Genomic DNA, 16702 nt, shown 5'->3' with positions numbered 1-16702 from the left:
AATTATAAAAAAAATATGAAAAAAAGGGAAAAAAAGTAATTTTTTTTCCCTTTCAGAGTTTATTTTTAATAATATTACTTTGAATGATTCATCATGTTTGAATCAATATTGATGCTTAATGCTGATGCCACTTTCATGCCAAGCTCGATGTTTGCTCGAAAAAAGTGACATAATTGACGGTTGATTATCTCATCTCTTTTGGGTCCGTCGATTCCTTTCATGCTTTCTACAATGTTATGCACAAGATGCTCTCTGTCTTCTTGGTTCATCGCTTTTGTATATAATAATCCGGGTTGGGTAAAGTGATCGTCATCATTTTCATTACGATTAAAGTTGGCAACTTGTGTGCTGTCTAAGTCATATTCGAAATTTTTATATGATGGATCCGGCTGAATGTCATCAAAACTGTTCGGATGATAGTTGGGCTTGTCTTGATATTGACTCGAATCTGCCATAAAACCATCTCTTTGATAATTATTAATAGCAAAAGGGCATCTGTTTACTTCAAGATGATGTGCATTCACTCCAACTCTATATCGATGTGCGTCCGGATATGAAAATAATCTTCCCTGAAGCATCTTATCAGGCGAAAAGCTAATTCCGTTGATCAAATTACTCGGAGAAAAAATAGACTGCTCCACATGTGCGAAATAATTGACAGGAACTTCATTCAGTTCCATCTCGCCAACTTCAATAAGCGGAAAATCTCCCTGAAACCATACTTTAGTTATATCAAAAGGATTCCATCTGAATTCTTTTGCCTGCTCTTCCGTCATGACCTGAATATACATCGTCCATTTCGGAAAATCGCCATTTTCAATTGAATTACAAAGATCTTCCTGCGCAAAATCAGGATTTTCACCTGCCATTTTTATTGCATCTTCGTTACTGAAATTTTTTATTCCTTGTTTTGTTTTAAAATGAAATTTCACCCAGACTCTTTCATTATTAGCATTAATCATTGAAAAAGTATGCGATCCGAAACCGTGCATATGTCTGTAGCCGAAAGGCGTGCCACGATCTGACATTAAAATAAGAACCTGATGAAGCGATTCCGGATTTAAGCTCCAAAAATCCCACATCATGGTTGCGCTTTTCAAATTGGTTTTAGGAACTCTTTTCTGGGTATGAATAAAATCCGGGAATTTTTTTGCATCCTTAATAAAGAAAACAGGAGTATTGTTCCCTACCAAATCCCAGTTTCCATCTTCGGTATAAAATTTTAAAGCAAAACCTCGCGGATCTCTTGCGGTGTCTGCGCTTCCTTTTTCTCCGCCAACGGTAGAAAAGCGAGCAAACATTTTACATGAATTTCCTATTTGGGAAAATAATTTAGCTTTGGTATATTTTGTAATATCGTGTGTTACAGTAAATTTTCCGTAAGCGCCACTTCCTTTAGCATGAACGATTCTTTCCGGAATTCTTTCCCTCACAAAATGGGCAAGGTTTTCCTGAAGAATAAAATCTTGTAATAAGACCGGGCCTCTAGCACCCACTGTTTGAGAATCTTGATGCTCGAAATACGGAGCGCCGCTGCTAGACGTTAATTTTTTAGAATCCATATATTTGTAGTTGTTTATTTTTATTAAGTTTATGATAGAATTATAAGGTAATAATTATCAAATTTAGTTGAATTTTTAATGCGTTATGGCAAAAACATCATATCTTTGTCATAGATAATATTAATCAAATGAACATTCAGCAATTGGAATATCTTATCGCTGTAGATAAGTATAAACATTTTGGTAAAGCTGCTCAAGCCTGTTTTATAACCCAGCCGACTTTAAGTGCAATGATACAAAAGTTTGAAGATGAGCTGGATGTAAAGGTTTTTGACCGAACAACTCACCCGATTCGCACAACTGATGTTGGTCTTCAAATAATTGATCAGGCAAAAGTAATTATCGATGCGGTGAATGAGCTTAGGAATAAGGCCAATCTGTTGAATAATATTTTAGGCGGAACAATCAACTTAGGAATTATACCAACGGTTTCTTCGTTTATTTTACCAACGGAGATTTTCCATTTTCTTGAAGAAAATCCTAAAATTCAGATGAATGTGAAGGAAATGACAACCGATAATATTATCAAATCTTTGAAATCGGGCGAACTGGATGCGGGAATCATTTCGACTCCTTATGATAATGCCAACGAGTTTTATCAGGATTTTCTATTTAATGAAGAACTGATGATTTATAGTTCCGACACAGAAGCCAACAAAAAAAATACATTTATAGTTCCGGATGAGCTGAATGTAGAAAAAGTATGGCTTTTGGAAGAAGGAAACTGCTTAAGAAATCAGTTTGAAAATATTTGTCATCTTAAAGAAAACAGATTAAAACCTAAAAATCTGGATTTCCTGGCTTCCAATATTCAGACATTAGTTCATATGGTTGATAAAGTTGGAGGGATCAGTATTTTGCCGGAATTGGCTTTAAACCAACTTTCTGAAGAGCAAAAAAGCAAAGTTTTCAGGTTTAAAAAACCTTTCCCTTATAGAGAAATCAGCATTATTTATTACAAACCGACTTTCAAGCAAAAAATCATTGATGAACTTGGTTCTTCCATTAAAGCCTCACTTTCCAAAAAGCTTAATTACAACGAAAATCCAAAAGATTTTGTAAGTATAAAGCCACAGTAATTGGGCTTCATAATGACATAAATCATTAATTTCAAGAAAATTATAATTATCAGATAAAAGTTTTGAGTATTAAAAAAATAGTACTTAAATTTGCTGACGTTTATTAACGAGGAAAAATTTGACCTGATTGCAACCTCTCTAAAAAAATGCTAAAACAGTATATTCTTTTTAGCTTTTCTGGCAATTTTCATTTTTTTCTTCATCTATTTTAATTTAAAAAATAAAAGAATTATATGTCTTATTTATTTACGTCTGAATCAGTTTCAGAAGGACATCCGGATAAAATTGCCGACCAGATTTCTGATGCGCTAATCGATAATTTTTTAGCTTACGATAAAACTTCAAAAGTAGCTTGTGAAACTTTGGTTACCACAGGGCAGGTTGTTTTGGCAGGAGAAGTGAAGTCTGACGCTTATCTTGATGTACAGACGATCGCAAGAGAAGTAATCAACGGAATCGGCTACACGAAAGGTGAATATATGTTCAACGGAGATTCTTGTGGAGTGATATCTGCAATTCATGAGCAGTCTCCGGACATTAATCAAGGTGTTGATCGCGCTGTAAGTGATGAATCTTTCGATGCTAAAGCAAATGCACAAGGCGCAGGAGATCAGGGGATGATGTTTGGATATGCAACTAACGAAACTTCAAATTATATGCCTTTGGCTTTAGATTTGGCGCACACAATTCTTAAAGAACTTTCTGCAATAAGAAGAGAAAATTCTGAAATTAAATATCTTCGTCCTGATGCAAAAAGCCAGGTTACGATTGAATATTCTGACGATCACAAGCCGGTAAGAATAGATTCTATTGTAGTTTCAACTCAGCATGATGATTTTGGGGGTGAAGAAGAAATGCTGAATAAAATCCGTGAAGACATCAAAAATATTTTGATTCCTAGAGTTGTGGCTTTGCAGACTGAAGAAATCAAAGCTTTATTCAACGATCAAATCAAATATCACATTAACCCGACAGGAAAATTCGTAATCGGTGGTCCTCACGGAGATACAGGTTTGACAGGAAGAAAAATCATCGTTGATACTTACGGTGGAAAAGGTGCTCACGGAGGCGGTGCTTTTTCAGGAAAAGATCCTTCAAAAGTTGACAGAAGTGCGGCATATGCGACAAGACATATTGCTAAAAATTTAGTTGCAGCCGGTATTGCTGATGAGGTTTTGGTGCAGGTTTCTTACGCTATCGGTGTTGCTGAGCCTTGCGGTTTATACATCAATACTTACGGAACTTCAAAAGTAGATCTTCACGACGGCGACATTGCTAAAAAAGTTTCTACAATTTTCGACTTAAGGCCTTACGCTATTGAGCAGAATTTGAAATTGAGAAATCCTATTTATCAGGAAACAGCTTCTTACGGACACATGGGAAGAGAGCATTATGTTGCTGATAAAACGTTTAATAAAGGTCAGAAAAACGAATTAACGCTTATAGGTTTAGAGTTTTTTACCTGGGAAAAGCTTGACAAAGTAGAAGAAATTAAATCCGCTTTCGGAATTTAATATTTTTCTTATAAATAATAAATAACTGCTTTATCTTTCAGGTAAGGCAGTTTTTTTTAATTTTACAACTTAAAACTTAAAAGATGATGAATTTTAGATTTGCAATTACAATATTATCGGTATTTTTTCTAAGCACATTTGCAAATGCTCAGCTTACCGTGCACAAAATGGTAACTTTAGGTTATACTTATCAAAATCAGAGCTTTGGAGAAGTTGGCGGAAAACTGTTGTTTTTGAAAAGTGATGATGTTATTTACAGATTGGGAGCTTCGGCGCTGATGGGTTCTGCAAATTCTGAATTTGCCATAATGCCGAAAGTAAGTGCTGATTTTTTACTCAACTTTGAGAAAAATGTAGATTTCTATCATTCTTATTATTTTCTTGCAGGAGTTGAAGGTACCAATAAATATGTCGCTCCAAAAATCGGAATGAGCTTATTCGGTATTCTGGATCTTACAGGAGGCTATGCATTTCCCATCGGAGACGCCGAAATCAATGGAAAACAATTGAAAGGACTAAATATAAATTTCACATTAAATATTCCTACAACGTTCTTACATGATATGTTTAAGTAATTTTTTTTACATATTTCTTTGAATTATTTAATAAATAGTTAACACTTATTAAAATTTTATTTATATTTACAGCATAAATTAATGCTTATTGATCAGACTTTACTTTACAACAATTTGTAGCAAAAGAAAAACCTTGTAAAATACCGGGAAAATGTTGGCTACTAATATATACAGAGAAGAAAAGTTATGAAATCAACGGATAGTCTATTAATTTCTCTTTATCAAAAAGGAGACGAAGAAGCATTGTCAACCCTTATCCATCGTCATCAGAAAGAGCTGTTTTCATTTATTCTTTATAAAATAAATGATCAGGATCTTGCGAATGATGTTTTTCAGGATACTTTTATTAAAATCATTATCATGCTGAAAGAAGGAAGATATAATGAAGAAGGAAAATTCATTCTTTGGGCAAAAAGAATTGCGCAGAATCTTATTATCGATCATTTTAGGGCAAAATCTAAAAATATAAAAGTCTCGGAAACTACATTTGACAATGATGAATTTTCTATTTTTGATTTGATCAGAGAACCTTCAGAAAATATTGAAGATCAACTTGTAAGCAATCAAATTCAGGAAGATTTGCTTAAAATGTTACAGTTTCTACCTCAAAATCAGCAGGAGGTGATAAAACTCAGGTTTTTTGACGGATTGAGCTTTAAGGAAATTGCAGATCATACGGAAATGAGCATCAATACGACATTAGGACGAGTGCGGTATGCTTTGATTAATCTGAGAAAAATTATGGAAGAAAATAATATTATTCTGACGAGATAATATTTGCATAGTATTTGCGTTTTAAAGAAAAAACATTTTTCGCCTATGAAAAATAACGATTCTTTAAAAACGAAAAGTTTGAAACCTAAAAAACAAACTATTGATTTTTTGCTTAATTTTTCAAAAAATCTTAATGTCGTGAAGATTAAAAATCATCATTGTCATCTTTCAAAAAATTAATTATTAATTTTGTGCTGTATGAAAATTCAGCACATTTTTTTTGACCTCGACAATACACTTTGGGACCACCGTAAAAACGCTTATCTTACCATTAAAGACCTTTTTGAAAAGCATGAAATTACTTTAAATTATAAAATAGATTTTGAAGAATTCCATGCAGTTTATCATGAAATCAATGAAAGGCTTTGGGAAAAAATACGGGATGGTCTTATTGATAAAGAGTATTTAAGGAAACATCGTTTTTACGATACATTTAAGCATTTTAACGTTGATGATGAGCAACTTGCAATGTTTTTTGAAGAGCATTTCCTTGATAAAATATTAAATTATAATTATTTGGTGGAAGGTGCGGAATATATACTTGATTATTTAAAAACTAAAAATTATACTCTGCACATTATTTCCAATGGATTTCAGGAAGTTACGGAACGGAAATGTATATTATCCGGAATAGCGCATTATTTCAATACGATTACAAGCGCAGATTCTGTCGGCGTCCGAAAGCCAAATCCTGCTATTTTTGATTATTCCTTGGGACTTTCTGACGCAAAAAAAGAGGAAAGTATTCTGATTGGTGATGACTGGATCGCGGATATTGTGGGATCACAAAATTTTGGTATAGACGTAATTTTCTTTGATGTTTTAAATGAAAATCCGAAGCAAAAGGATTTGAAGGTAATTAAACACCTTTTTCAGATTAAGGAATATTTGTAATAAATGCTTTATCAATAAATTATTTTTAATAGTTTCGGCGGCACCAAAGGTGCCGCCGAAACTTATTTTATTTTGATAAGCGAAATGTTATATTCCTAAACTTTCTCTAACTCTTTTTATAGTTTCTGTAGCAATCACTCTTGTTTTTGCAGCGCCTTCCTGAAGTTTAGATTCCAGCTCATCAAGATTATTCATATAATAAGAAAACAACTCTCTTTCTTTAGCAAAACGTTTCAGAATCAAATCCAAAAGCTCTTTTTTAGCATGTCCGTAACCGAAGTTTCCGGCCAGGTATTTCGTTCTTAATTCTTCCGTTTGTTCAGAAGTTGCAATCAATTCATAAATAGCAAATACTTTATCAGTTCCCGGATCTTTTGGTTCTTCCAAAGATTTAGAATCTGTTTCGATGCTCATGACCTGTTTTTTCAATTCCTTTTCAGGTAAGAAAATATTGATGATATTTCCTCTTGATTTAGACATTTTCTGTCCGTCAATTCCGGGAACATATTTTGTATTTTCCTGAAGCTCGGCTTGAGGCAAAACCAAAACTTCACCCATCTGATTATTGAATCTTGAAGCTACATCACGGGCAATTTCCAAATGCTGAAGCTGATCTTTTCCTACAGGTACAATTTCCGCATCATACAACAAGATATCTGCAGCCATCAAAATAGGATAAGTAAACAAACCTGCATTTACGTCTTGCAAGCGATCTGCTTTATCTTTAAACGAATGTGCCAAAGTAAGTCTCTGATAAGGAAAAAAACATGATAAATGCCAAGAAAGTTCGCATGTTTCAGGAATGTCGCTTTGTCTGTAAAAAAATGTTTTTTCAGTATCTAATCCGCAAGCAAGCCAAGCCGCAGCAATTTCGTAGGTGTTTCGTTTCAGTTCTTTTGAATCTTTGATCTGCGTTAAAGAATGCAGGTTTGCAATAAATAAAAATGATTCGTTTCCTGGCTGTTTTGACAGCTCAATTGCAGGAATAATGGCACCTAATAAATTTCCAAGATGCGGGGTTCCGGTGGCTTGAATGCCGGTAAGAATTCTTGACATTTGTTTAAATTGTTTATAAAAAATTAATGAATCGCAAATTTAGCGAAACTATTTAAAGTTTAATTAAGTAAAGAAAATTAATAAGGAACGATAAAAATGGCGTTAAGGAATTAAAACTTTATCTCCTCCAAATTTCGGTTCAACACCAAAAAGCAAATCCCAATATGCTTTTGTTTTTGCTAAATATTCACGAAGATTGGTTTTGAAGCCGGCATATTTATTAACGTCTGCTGCATTATATCCATACGCTTCAATTCCGTTTTGTCGTGCTAAAAACACAGCCCTTTCGTTGTGAAATTCCTGAGAAATGACAATTAATTTGTTTTGTCCGAAAATTTCCTTCGCTCTTACCACAGAATCTAAAGTCCTGAACCCTGCAAAATCAAGGAAAATTTTATCTTCAGGAATTCCGTGCTGCATTAAAGTGAGTTGCATATCTTCCGGCTCGTTGTAATCTTTTCTGCTGTTGTCACCGCTTACGATAATGTATTTTATTTTTCCGCTTTTATACAAATCTACCGCAGCTTTTATTCTGTTTTCGAAATATGCATTTGGCATTCCGTTGTTTAAAGTTTTGCTTGTCCCTAAAAGAATTGCGGTTTTAGTTTCAGGAATTTCGGATGTTTCATTAAACAAAAACGGATCACTTTCTTTTTTGATGCTGAAATTGGCAAAGACAATAAAAATAATTCCTGCAACAAATAGAAGCAGGAAAATTTTAAATAAAGTTTTAATTAGTTTTTTCATTTGTGTAAATTATCTAAAACTCAAGTCCGTTTGGAAATGCTTTCTTCCTGAAAATCAATAATAATGCTGCTCCTACAGTAATCGCAGAATCTGCAACATTGAAAATATATTTAAAAAATTCGAGATGTTTCCCGCCGATTAACGGCCAACTTTCAGGAACTGTCCAGTCTACCAAAGGAAAATGAAGCATATCAACAACGCAGCCTTTCATGAAATGCGAATAGCCTTCCCCAAAAGGAACAAGCTTAGAAACTCCGCCATAGCCGATCCATCGGTCGATGCTTGAATCATAAACGGTGCCGCTGTCAAAAATTAATCCGTAAAACATTCCGTCGATAAGGTTTCCGATCGCTCCTGCAAAAATCATCGCCATTGGAATCAAAAGATAATTGGATTCACCTCTCTGCAGCCATTTTTTGAAAAGATAAACCATTCCGCCAATAAGAAATATCCTTACGATCACTAAAAAATATTTGCCGATAACTCCTCCAAAATGCAGGCCGTAAGCCATTCCCGGATTTTCTACGAAAGTAAGCTTGAATCCAGGAAAGACAGAAATACTGTCATCAAGATTAAAATGCGTTTTGATATAAATTTTTGAAGCCTGATCTATTAATAATATAAGAAAAGTTACAGCTAAAATCTTTTTCATTATTGTCCTTTTGGTTTAAATGGTTTCCCTATTTTTTCGTTTTTTTTATCAATAACTTTTTTAATCGTTTTTTGATTATGAAAATTATTTTTTGTGTGAAATTTTTCAAACTCAATGTTCATGTCTTTTAAAACGCTTTTTAATGCATTCAGTTCCATTGAATTTTTGGTATGTACTATAATTGATTCCATCTTGTAAATTTAAATTTATTTCTTAGAAAGCTCATCCAGCCTTTTTCTGTCTTTTGGGGATAGATCATTGACTCCGTTTTTGCCTATTTTACTGAGCAAACGGTCAATTTCTTTTTCTCTTTCACGTTTATCGGAATTAAATTTATCATCAATCGTAAGGTTTTTAGCTTTGTCGGGTTTGATTCGATCTCTATTAAAAAACCAAATTACTGCAATAATGATAACGGCTAAAATCAAATATTCGCTCATTAGATATAATTAAAAATTAGGTTTATAAAATGTCGTGAAACATCATATAAACCCAATAATTATTTACAAAAATAAGATAAAAAATATTATCTCTGCATGTTTTTAGCTTCGATGCTCAATGTGGCGTGCGGTACAGCCAAAAGCCTTTCTTTCGGAATCAGCTTTCCTGTTACCCTGCAGACACCGTATGTTTTGTTCTCAATTCTGATCAAAGCATTTTTAAGATCGCGCACAAATTTTTCCTGTCTTCCTGCTAAAATAGAGTTTTGCTCCTTGCTCAGCGTCTCTGCACCCTCTTCAAAAGCTTTGAAAGTTGGCGAAGTATCATCTGTACCATTATTCTGGTCATTGATGAAACTTTCTCTGATCAGCTGCAGATCTCTTTCCGCCTTTTCTATTTTTTCTTTGATTATTTTCTTAAATTCTTGTAAATCAGAATCGTTATATCTTACTCTTTCGTCTTGCATGTTTGTTTTTCTTTTTAATAAAATTATGAAATGGGATTTGAAAAAACAATAACTATATATTAATTCTTTTCAATATTCACCCTAAAATTGATGTCATCTATGTCGATTTCGCTAAAATTTGAAAGTGAAGATACAATTTCTATTTTATTTGACAAGACCTCAGATGAAATATATTCTTCATTTTGTCTTATTTGTTCCAAAAACGGAGATTTATCTTCTAAAAAGATGCTTATTTTGTCTGTTAATTCAAAATCTTTCTCTTTTCTAAGGTTTTGGATCCTGTTGATAAATTCTCTTGCAATACCTTCAGATTTCAACTCATCTGTCATCTTCAAATCTAATGCCACAGTTGTTTTTCCGTCGGAAGTTACTGTCCATCCCGGGATATCCTTTGTTGAAATTTCTACATCATGCAATGTAATTTCATAACCCCGGATTTCAATTTTTCCTTCTTTTTCTAAAGATGAAATTTGTTCAGATGAAAGATTATTGATCTCATTTCCAACTACTTTCATGTCTTTTCCAAGTCTGGAGCCTAAAGCTTTGAAGTTTGGTTTTATTTGTTTTACAATTAAATGTGATGCTTCTTCAGCATTGATTAATTGCAATTCTTTAACATTTACTTCTTGTTTAATTAATTCTGCAACCGCCAAAATCTGCTCTTCCGTTTTTTTATCTAAAACAGGAATCAACACTTTTTGTAACGGCTGGCGAACTTTTACGTTTTCTTTTTTTCTCAAAGAGAAAACCATACTTGTAATATTTTGTGCCAAATGGGTCTTTTCAACCAAATCCTGATCGATCAAACTTTCATCAGCAACCGGGAAATCTGTTAAATGCACAGATTCATTTTTATCTTTTCCTGTTACTTTATTCAAATCCTGATACAATTGATCCATAAAGAACGGAGCAATTGGCGCAGATAATTTGGCAACGGTTTCAAGACACGTATATAAAGTTTGGTAAGCAGAGATTTTATCATCCGAATAATCTCCTTTCCAGAAACGTCTTCTGCACAATCTTACATACCAGTTACTTAAGTTGTCATTTACAAAATTGCTGATCGATCTTGCGACTCTCGTTGGCTCGTAATCTTCGTAGAATGCTTTTACTTCTTTTATTAAAAGATTTAATTCTGATAAAATCCAGCGATCGATTTCCGGACGGTTTTCAATATTATTTTCAGAATAACTAAATCCGTCAACATTCGCGTATAAAGCAAAGAAAGAATACGTATTATAAAGTGTTCCGAAGAATTTTCTTCTCACTTCATCAATTCCTTCGATGTCAAATTTCAGATTTTCCCAAGGATTTGCATTTGAAATCATGTACCAACGTGTCGCATCCGGACCGTAAATGGCTAAAGTTTCAAACGGATCAACTGCATTTCCTAAACGTTTTGACATTTTCTGACCGTTTTTATCCAAAACAAGTCCGTTACTCATCACATTTTTATAAGCAACCGAATCAAAAACTGCCGTTCCGATTGCGTGAAGCGTATAAAACCAACCGCGAGTTTGGTCAACACCTTCAGCGATGAAATCAGCCGGGAAAGCCTTATGATTGTCAATCAATTCTTTATTTTCAAAAGGATAATGCAGCTGCGCGTAAGGCATCGCTCCCGAATCAAACCAAACGTCGATAAGGTCACTTTCACGGTTCATTGCTTTTCCTGAATCTGAAACCAAAACTACTTTGTCAACTACATTTTTGTGCAAATCAACCAAAGAATAATTATCTTCAGACATATTTCCGATTTCAAAACCTTTGAACGGATTATCTTTCATTAATCCTGCAGCAACTGATTTTTCAATTTCGTTGTATAATTCTTCTACAGAACCGATAATTTTTTCTTCTTTTAAATCTTCTGTTCTCCAGATCGGCAACGGAATTCCCCAATATCTTGAGCGGGAAAGATTCCAGTCATTTACATTTTCCAGCCAGTTGGCAAAACGGCCTTCTCCTGTGGCTTTCGGTTTCCAGTTGATTTCTTTGTTTAAATCTACCAAACGGTCTTTTACAGCCGTCATTTTTACAAACCAAGAATCTAACGGATAATATAAGACAGGTTTGTCAGTTCTCCAACAATGAGGATAACTGTGAACATATTTTTCAACCTTAAAGGCTTTATTTTCTGTTTTTAAAACGATGGCCAATTCTACATCCCAAGATTTTTCAGGAGCAGCGCCTTCGTCGTAATATTCGTTTTTGATATATTTTCCCGAGAAAGTTTCCGGAACATTGTCCCCTTTGATGAATTTACCTTGTAAATCAACCAATGGAACTAAATTATCATTTTCGTCTTTCACCAACATTGGCGGAACTCCGTTTTCTTTCGCAACTCTTGCATCATCCGCACCAAAAGTAGGAGCGATGTGCACAATACCTGTGCCGTCTTCCGTTGTCACAAAATCTCCGATGATTACCTTGAATGCTTTTTCAGGAGTTTCATTTGGGCTAAACCAAGGAATTAACTGTTCGTATTGCGTTCCTGCTAATTTTTCTCCGGTAAATTCTTTTAAAACTTTATATGGAATCGTTTTGCTGTCTGCTGTATAATTTGCCAAATCTTCATCAGTTCCTTCAACATATTTTTTACCGAAATTCTTCTCTAAAAGTACTCTCGCCAAAACAACCGTTACAGGTTCAAAAGTATATTGGTTGAAAGTTTTTACCACATAGTATTCAATATCTCTTCCTACCGCCAAAGCTGTGTTTGAAGGCAAAGTCCAGGGAGTTGTCGTCCAAGCTAAAACGTTTACATCTCCATCAACATCGTTGAATAATTCGGAAGATTCTTTTTTAACCTTAAACTGAGCAACAATCGTGGTGTCGGTCACATCACGATACGTCCCAGGCTGATTCAATTCGTGAGAAGAAAGTCCGGTTCCTGCTTTTGGTGAATAAGGCTGGATTGTATAGCCTTTATACAACAATTCTTTGCTGTACAATTGCTTTAGCAACCACCAAACAGTCTCCATATATTTTGACTTGTACGTGATATACGGATCTTCCAAATCTACCCAATATCCAATTTTCTCGGTCAGGTGATTCCAGACATCGGTGTAACGCATTACCGCTTCACGACAAGCTTTGTTGTAATCTTCAATCGAAATTTTTTTACCAATATCTTCCTTCGTGATTCCAAGTTCTTTTTCAACTCCTAATTCTACAGGAAGTCCATGCGTATCCCAACCCGCTTTACGGAAAACCTGCTTCCCGTTTTGCGTCTGGTAACGACAGAAAATATCTTTCAACGCTCTTGCCATAACGTGGTGAATTCCGGGCATTCCGTTTGCCGAAGGCGGACCTTCGTAAAACACAAACTCAGGGTTTCCCTGACGCGTTTCAACACTTTTTTCAAAAGTATTGTTGGCTTTCCAGAACTCCGAAACATGGTCGGCTACGTCTATAAGATTGAGGTTTTTATATTCTTTAAATTGGCTCATTGTAATTTCTCAATATTGTTGATTAATCAAGTTGGCAAATTTACTAAAATTTGTCGGGTTATAATATATGTTTTATTTTGATTGCATCTATTAAAAAGTTAGCAAAAATAAGGGCACGATTTGTTAAGAAAAGTAAATAATAAATGATGGTTTTTAATTATTAAATGCTTCAATCTTTTAATTTTAATTTAAATAAATTTGTCTTCTAAATTTATAATCATTGGAATTCTTCCCAACCATCGAAAGATCAAGTATTCAGGAAATAAAAAAACTTCAGGAGCAAAAACTTCAGAAACTTTTGGCGTATTTACAAAACCATTCGCCTTTTTATAAAACATTATTTAAAGAGAATAATATCAATATTGCTGACATCCGCACTTTGGAAGATCTGAAGAAAATTCCAACAACCTCGAAAAATGATATTCAACAAAACAATGATGATTTTTTCTGTATCCCACAAAATCAAATCGTTGATTACAGTACGACTTCCGGAACTTTAGGTGATCCTGTAACTTTCGGTTTGTCTGATGCCGATCTTGAAAGACTGGCTTACAATGAAGCGATTTCTTTCGCTTGTGCAGGAATTCAGAAAGGTGATGTTGTACAGATGATTACGACGATTGATAAAAGATTTATGGCTGGGCTTGCTTATTTTTTAGGATTAAGAAAAATGGGGGCAAGTGTTGTAAGGATGGGACCTGGAATTCCTGAACTTCAGTGGGATTCTATTTTTAGATATAAACCGAAATATCTGATTACTGTTCCTTCTTTTCTTTTAAAAATGATCGATTACGCCGAAAAACATGGGATTGATTATAAAAATTCGAGCGTTTACGGCGCTGTTTGTATTGGTGAAAGCATCAAAAATCAAGACTTTACAGATAATATTCTTTCACAAAAAATCAAGGAAAAGTGGAATATTCAATTATTTTCGACGTATGCTTCCACGGAAATGAGCACTGCATTTACTGAATGTGAACATCAAATTGGTGGTCATCAACATCCGGAATTAATTATAACAGAAATTCTCGACGACGAAGGAAATGCAGTAAAAGATGGAGAAAGTGGAGAATTAACAATAACTACTTTAGGTGTTGAAGCACTTCCTTTGTTGAGATTCAAAACGGGAGATATTGTAAAAGCACATTACGAGCCTTGCAAATGTGGAAGAAATACGATGAGACTGGGACCTGTTGTTGGCAGAAAGCAACAAATGATCAAATATAAAGGAACGACTTTGTATCCGCCTGCAATGAATGATATTCTGAATGATTTTGATGGAATTTTATGTTATCAAATCGTTATTCAGTCGGATGAAATTGGTTTGGATGAAATTATCATTAAAATCAGTACAGAAAGAGATGATGAAAGTTTTGAGGGAGAAGTGAGAGATCATTTTAGGGCAAAACTTCGTGTTAGCCCAAAAATTGATATCGTAGATTTTGATATTTTGTCTAAAACAGTTTATAATCCGAACAGTAGAAAACCAATTACATTTATTGATTTGAGATAATTTTAAAACTATATTTACGCGATAAAAATTTAAACAAATTATGAGAAAATTATTTCTAATGCTATTTTTAGCAATTTCCACGGCAGTTTTTGCGCAAAAAGATAAAATTAATTTCGAATCCGGGAATTTTGATTTCCTGAAAGATCAAACTGAAGTAAATGTTCAATTAAAGTTCGATGATGCAGTTTATCAGGAAAAAAACTTGACCGAAGCGCAATATCTTGAAGGTAGAAAAGCAGATATTACCAATAGAAAAGGCGAGAAAGTTTGGCAAAACTGGACTTATCAATGGGAAAATTTTAAAACTTCAGAATACTTGACGTATTTCTTTAAAGGCATAAACAGTAAATTGAAAAAGCTGAACTTTAAAAACGATGTAAAAGCAAAATATACTTTAATCATCGATGCAAAATGGATTTATGCAGGTTGGTACGGCGGAATGATTGGTTCGCAAGAAGCAAAATTAACTTCAAATCTTATATTTGTAGAAACGGATAATCCTTCAAATGTAATTATGAAATTACAAGCAGATAAAATTCAGGGAAAAAAGATGAACAAAGATTTTGCTTGGGAATACGGAAGAATCGCAGCCGCATATGAAGTTACAGGTAAAAAATTAGGTATAGAGATCAAAAAGGCTTTAAAATAAAAAAAGAAAAAGCAGTCTGAATCATTCAGACCGCTTTTTTATAACTGTTGCTTCTCCATTTTAATAAGATTTGCAAGGTTTTTAACAACCGTATCGTGTTTTTTTACGAAAGGATTTTCTTTATTCCAGACATAGCCAGCCAAAACTGCACAGATTTTTCTTTTTACGTCTTCATTTTCAGGCCTGTGAAAAAACAATTCCTGCAGATTTCCGGTGTACCATTCTTTTACATAAGTTGTGAAAACATCAACTCCGTATAGAATATAATCTGAATATTCCTTTTGCCAATCGATTGTTTCGCCATTTAATTGTCTTAAAGCTAATTTTGCGGCCAACATTCCGGATTCTGTTGCAAAAGCCATTCCCGAAGAAAAAACAGGATCCAGGAATTCTGAAGCATTACCTGTTAATGCAAATCCGTCACCGAACAATCTTTTAACCGAGCATGAATAATCTTTCAAATGTTTTGGTTCAAAAAGAAAATCAACATCACCAAAACGGTTTACATAATATTCAGAAAGAGAAATCGCCTTTTTCAAAGCTTCTGTTGTATCTCCGTTTTCGGATAATTTTTCAATATAATCAGTCGGGCCTACAATTCCTACACTTGTATTTCCGTTGGAAAAAGGAATTACCCAAAGCCAGACTTCAGTTTCAATAATATCAAAAGAAATCAGGGTTCCTTCTGTTCCTTCTTCTCTGTTCATATCTGCAACGTGAGAAAAAATCGCAGAATGCGGGGAAAGTTTTGAAGGTTTTTCTAAATCTAAAAGTCTTGGCAAAACTCTTCCGTAGCCGCTAGAATCGATCACGAATTTTGCATGGATTTCCTTGGTTTCGCCATTCTTATTTTTTACAGTCGTGACAGAATCTGTTCCGTTAAATTTGATGTCAATCACTTCTGTTTCAAATTCAAGGTCAACGCCTTTATTTTTAACTTCCTTAGCCAAAACATCATCAAAGTCTGCTCTGGGAACCTGCCATGTCCAGTCCCAGCCTTCTCCGAACTTATCACTAAAGTCAAAAAGACAAACTTCATCACCTCTCAAAAAACGCGCTCCCAATTTCTTTTCGAAGCCCATTTTGTCCAAAGCAGGGAAAAGCCCGGCTTCATCAAAATGATCCATCACTCTTGGTATCAAGCTTTCGCCAACCACAAGTCTTGGAAAAAGTGTTTTTTCAACCACTTTTACGTTGACGTTGTTCTTCTTTAAGAATGAAGAAGATACGCATCCGGAAGGTCCGGCCCCGATTACAAGAACGTCAACAAATTCTTTGCTCATCTTTGATTTTTTATTTTAAGAATAACTTATATCTTTGCTGCTAAATTA

General features: G+C 34.3%; 16 protein-coding genes. 7 read left to right on the top strand and 9 right to left on the bottom strand.

Annotation, left to right across the window (positions count from 1 at the left end):
* Nucleotides 1-74 precede the first annotated feature (74 nt).
* A complete protein-coding gene (locus AC6CHK_RS00345; protein ID WP_498092474.1) occupies nt 75-1562 on the bottom strand; it encodes a catalase in 1488 nt (495 codons plus the stop codon).
* Between the two features lie 128 nt (nt 1563-1690).
* Here AC6CHK_RS00345 and AC6CHK_RS00340 point away from each other — a divergent pair, with 128 nt between their 5' ends.
* The 5 genes from AC6CHK_RS00340 (at nt 1691) to AC6CHK_RS00320 (ending at nt 6398) form a co-directional block, all read left to right on the top strand.
* Nucleotides 1691-2641 (top strand): LysR substrate-binding domain-containing protein, encoded by a 951-nt coding sequence (locus AC6CHK_RS00340; protein ID WP_498092472.1) that lies wholly within the window; start codon nt 1691-1693, stop codon nt 2639-2641.
* Between the two features lie 233 nt (nt 2642-2874).
* Nucleotides 2875-4155, top strand: a complete 1281-nt coding sequence (gene metK / locus AC6CHK_RS00335) for a methionine adenosyltransferase (RefSeq protein ID WP_498092470.1) — start codon at nt 2875-2877, stop codon at nt 4153-4155.
* 83 nt (nt 4156-4238) lie between these two features.
* On the top strand, nt 4239-4730 hold the full coding sequence (locus tag AC6CHK_RS00330) for a hypothetical protein (RefSeq protein WP_498092468.1): 492 nt from the start codon (nt 4239-4241) through the stop codon (nt 4728-4730).
* Between the two features lie 186 nt (nt 4731-4916).
* A complete protein-coding gene (locus AC6CHK_RS00325; RefSeq protein WP_498092467.1) occupies nt 4917-5504 on the top strand; it encodes an RNA polymerase sigma factor in 588 nt (195 codons plus the stop codon).
* Nucleotides 5505-5702: 198 nt separating this feature from the next.
* Entirely contained in the window at nt 5703-6398 is a 696-nt protein-coding gene (locus tag AC6CHK_RS00320) for a YjjG family noncanonical pyrimidine nucleotidase (protein WP_498092465.1), read from the top strand.
* Nucleotides 6399-6485: 87 nt separating this feature from the next.
* Here AC6CHK_RS00320 and trpS read toward each other — a convergent pair whose 3' ends face one another.
* From trpS to ileS, 7 genes are all read right to left on the bottom strand, one after another.
* Complete coding sequence (gene trpS / locus AC6CHK_RS00315; RefSeq protein ID WP_498092463.1) at nt 6486-7454, bottom strand: tryptophan--tRNA ligase; 969 nt, start codon at nt 7452-7454, stop codon at nt 6486-6488.
* 102 nt (nt 7455-7556) lie between these two features.
* The gene (locus tag AC6CHK_RS00310) at nt 7557-8201 is read right to left on the bottom strand and encodes a SanA/YdcF family protein (protein WP_498092461.1); all 645 of its coding nucleotides are present in this window, start codon (nt 8199-8201) and stop codon (nt 7557-7559) included.
* Between the two features lie 13 nt (nt 8202-8214).
* Nucleotides 8215-8853: a lipoprotein signal peptidase gene (locus AC6CHK_RS00305; RefSeq protein WP_498092459.1), complete on the bottom strand. Its 639-nt coding sequence runs from the start codon at nt 8851-8853 to the stop codon at nt 8215-8217.
* Nucleotides 8853-9044 carry a DUF2683 family protein gene (locus AC6CHK_RS00300; protein ID WP_498092458.1) on the bottom strand — a complete coding sequence of 64 codons (192 nt, stop codon included), beginning with the start codon at nt 9042-9044 and terminating at the stop codon, nt 8853-8855. Before AC6CHK_RS00300 ends, AC6CHK_RS00305 begins: the two co-directional genes overlap by 1 nt.
* A 15-nt stretch (nt 9045-9059) precedes the next feature.
* Nucleotides 9060-9293 carry a DUF6576 domain-containing protein gene (locus AC6CHK_RS00295; protein WP_498092456.1) on the bottom strand — a complete coding sequence of 78 codons (234 nt, stop codon included), beginning with the start codon at nt 9291-9293 and terminating at the stop codon, nt 9060-9062.
* A gap of 86 nt (nt 9294-9379) precedes the next feature.
* Nucleotides 9380-9760 carry a TraR/DksA family transcriptional regulator gene (locus AC6CHK_RS00290; RefSeq protein ID WP_498092454.1) on the bottom strand — a complete coding sequence of 127 codons (381 nt, stop codon included), beginning with the start codon at nt 9758-9760 and terminating at the stop codon, nt 9380-9382.
* A gap of 59 nt (nt 9761-9819) precedes the next feature.
* The gene (ileS, locus tag AC6CHK_RS00285; protein WP_498092452.1) at nt 9820-13209 is read right to left on the bottom strand and encodes an isoleucine--tRNA ligase; all 3390 of its coding nucleotides are present in this window, start codon (nt 13207-13209) and stop codon (nt 9820-9822) included.
* Between the two features lie 220 nt (nt 13210-13429).
* Here ileS and flxY point away from each other — a divergent pair, with 220 nt between their 5' ends.
* Together flxY and AC6CHK_RS00275 are read left to right on the top strand one after the other, a co-directional pair.
* Nucleotides 13430-14722, top strand: a complete 1293-nt coding sequence (gene flxY, locus AC6CHK_RS00280; protein WP_498092450.1) for a flexirubin biosynthesis putative acyl-CoA ligase FlxY — start codon at nt 13430-13432, stop codon at nt 14720-14722.
* 40 nt (nt 14723-14762) lie between these two features.
* Nucleotides 14763-15371: a hypothetical protein gene (locus AC6CHK_RS00275; protein ID WP_498092448.1), complete on the top strand. Its 609-nt coding sequence runs from the start codon at nt 14763-14765 to the stop codon at nt 15369-15371.
* Between the two features lie 38 nt (nt 15372-15409).
* Here the strand turns inward: AC6CHK_RS00275 and AC6CHK_RS00270 are convergent, their stop codons facing one another.
* Nucleotides 15410-16654, bottom strand: a complete 1245-nt coding sequence (locus AC6CHK_RS00270; protein WP_498092446.1) for an NAD(P)/FAD-dependent oxidoreductase — start codon at nt 16652-16654, stop codon at nt 15410-15412.
* Nucleotides 16655-16702 lie beyond the last annotated feature (48 nt).

This window comes from Chryseobacterium sp. GQ58, assembly GCF_059758895.1.
The sequence above is the reverse complement of the archived record's forward strand: the minus strand, read 5'-3'. Positions and strand labels throughout refer to the sequence as shown.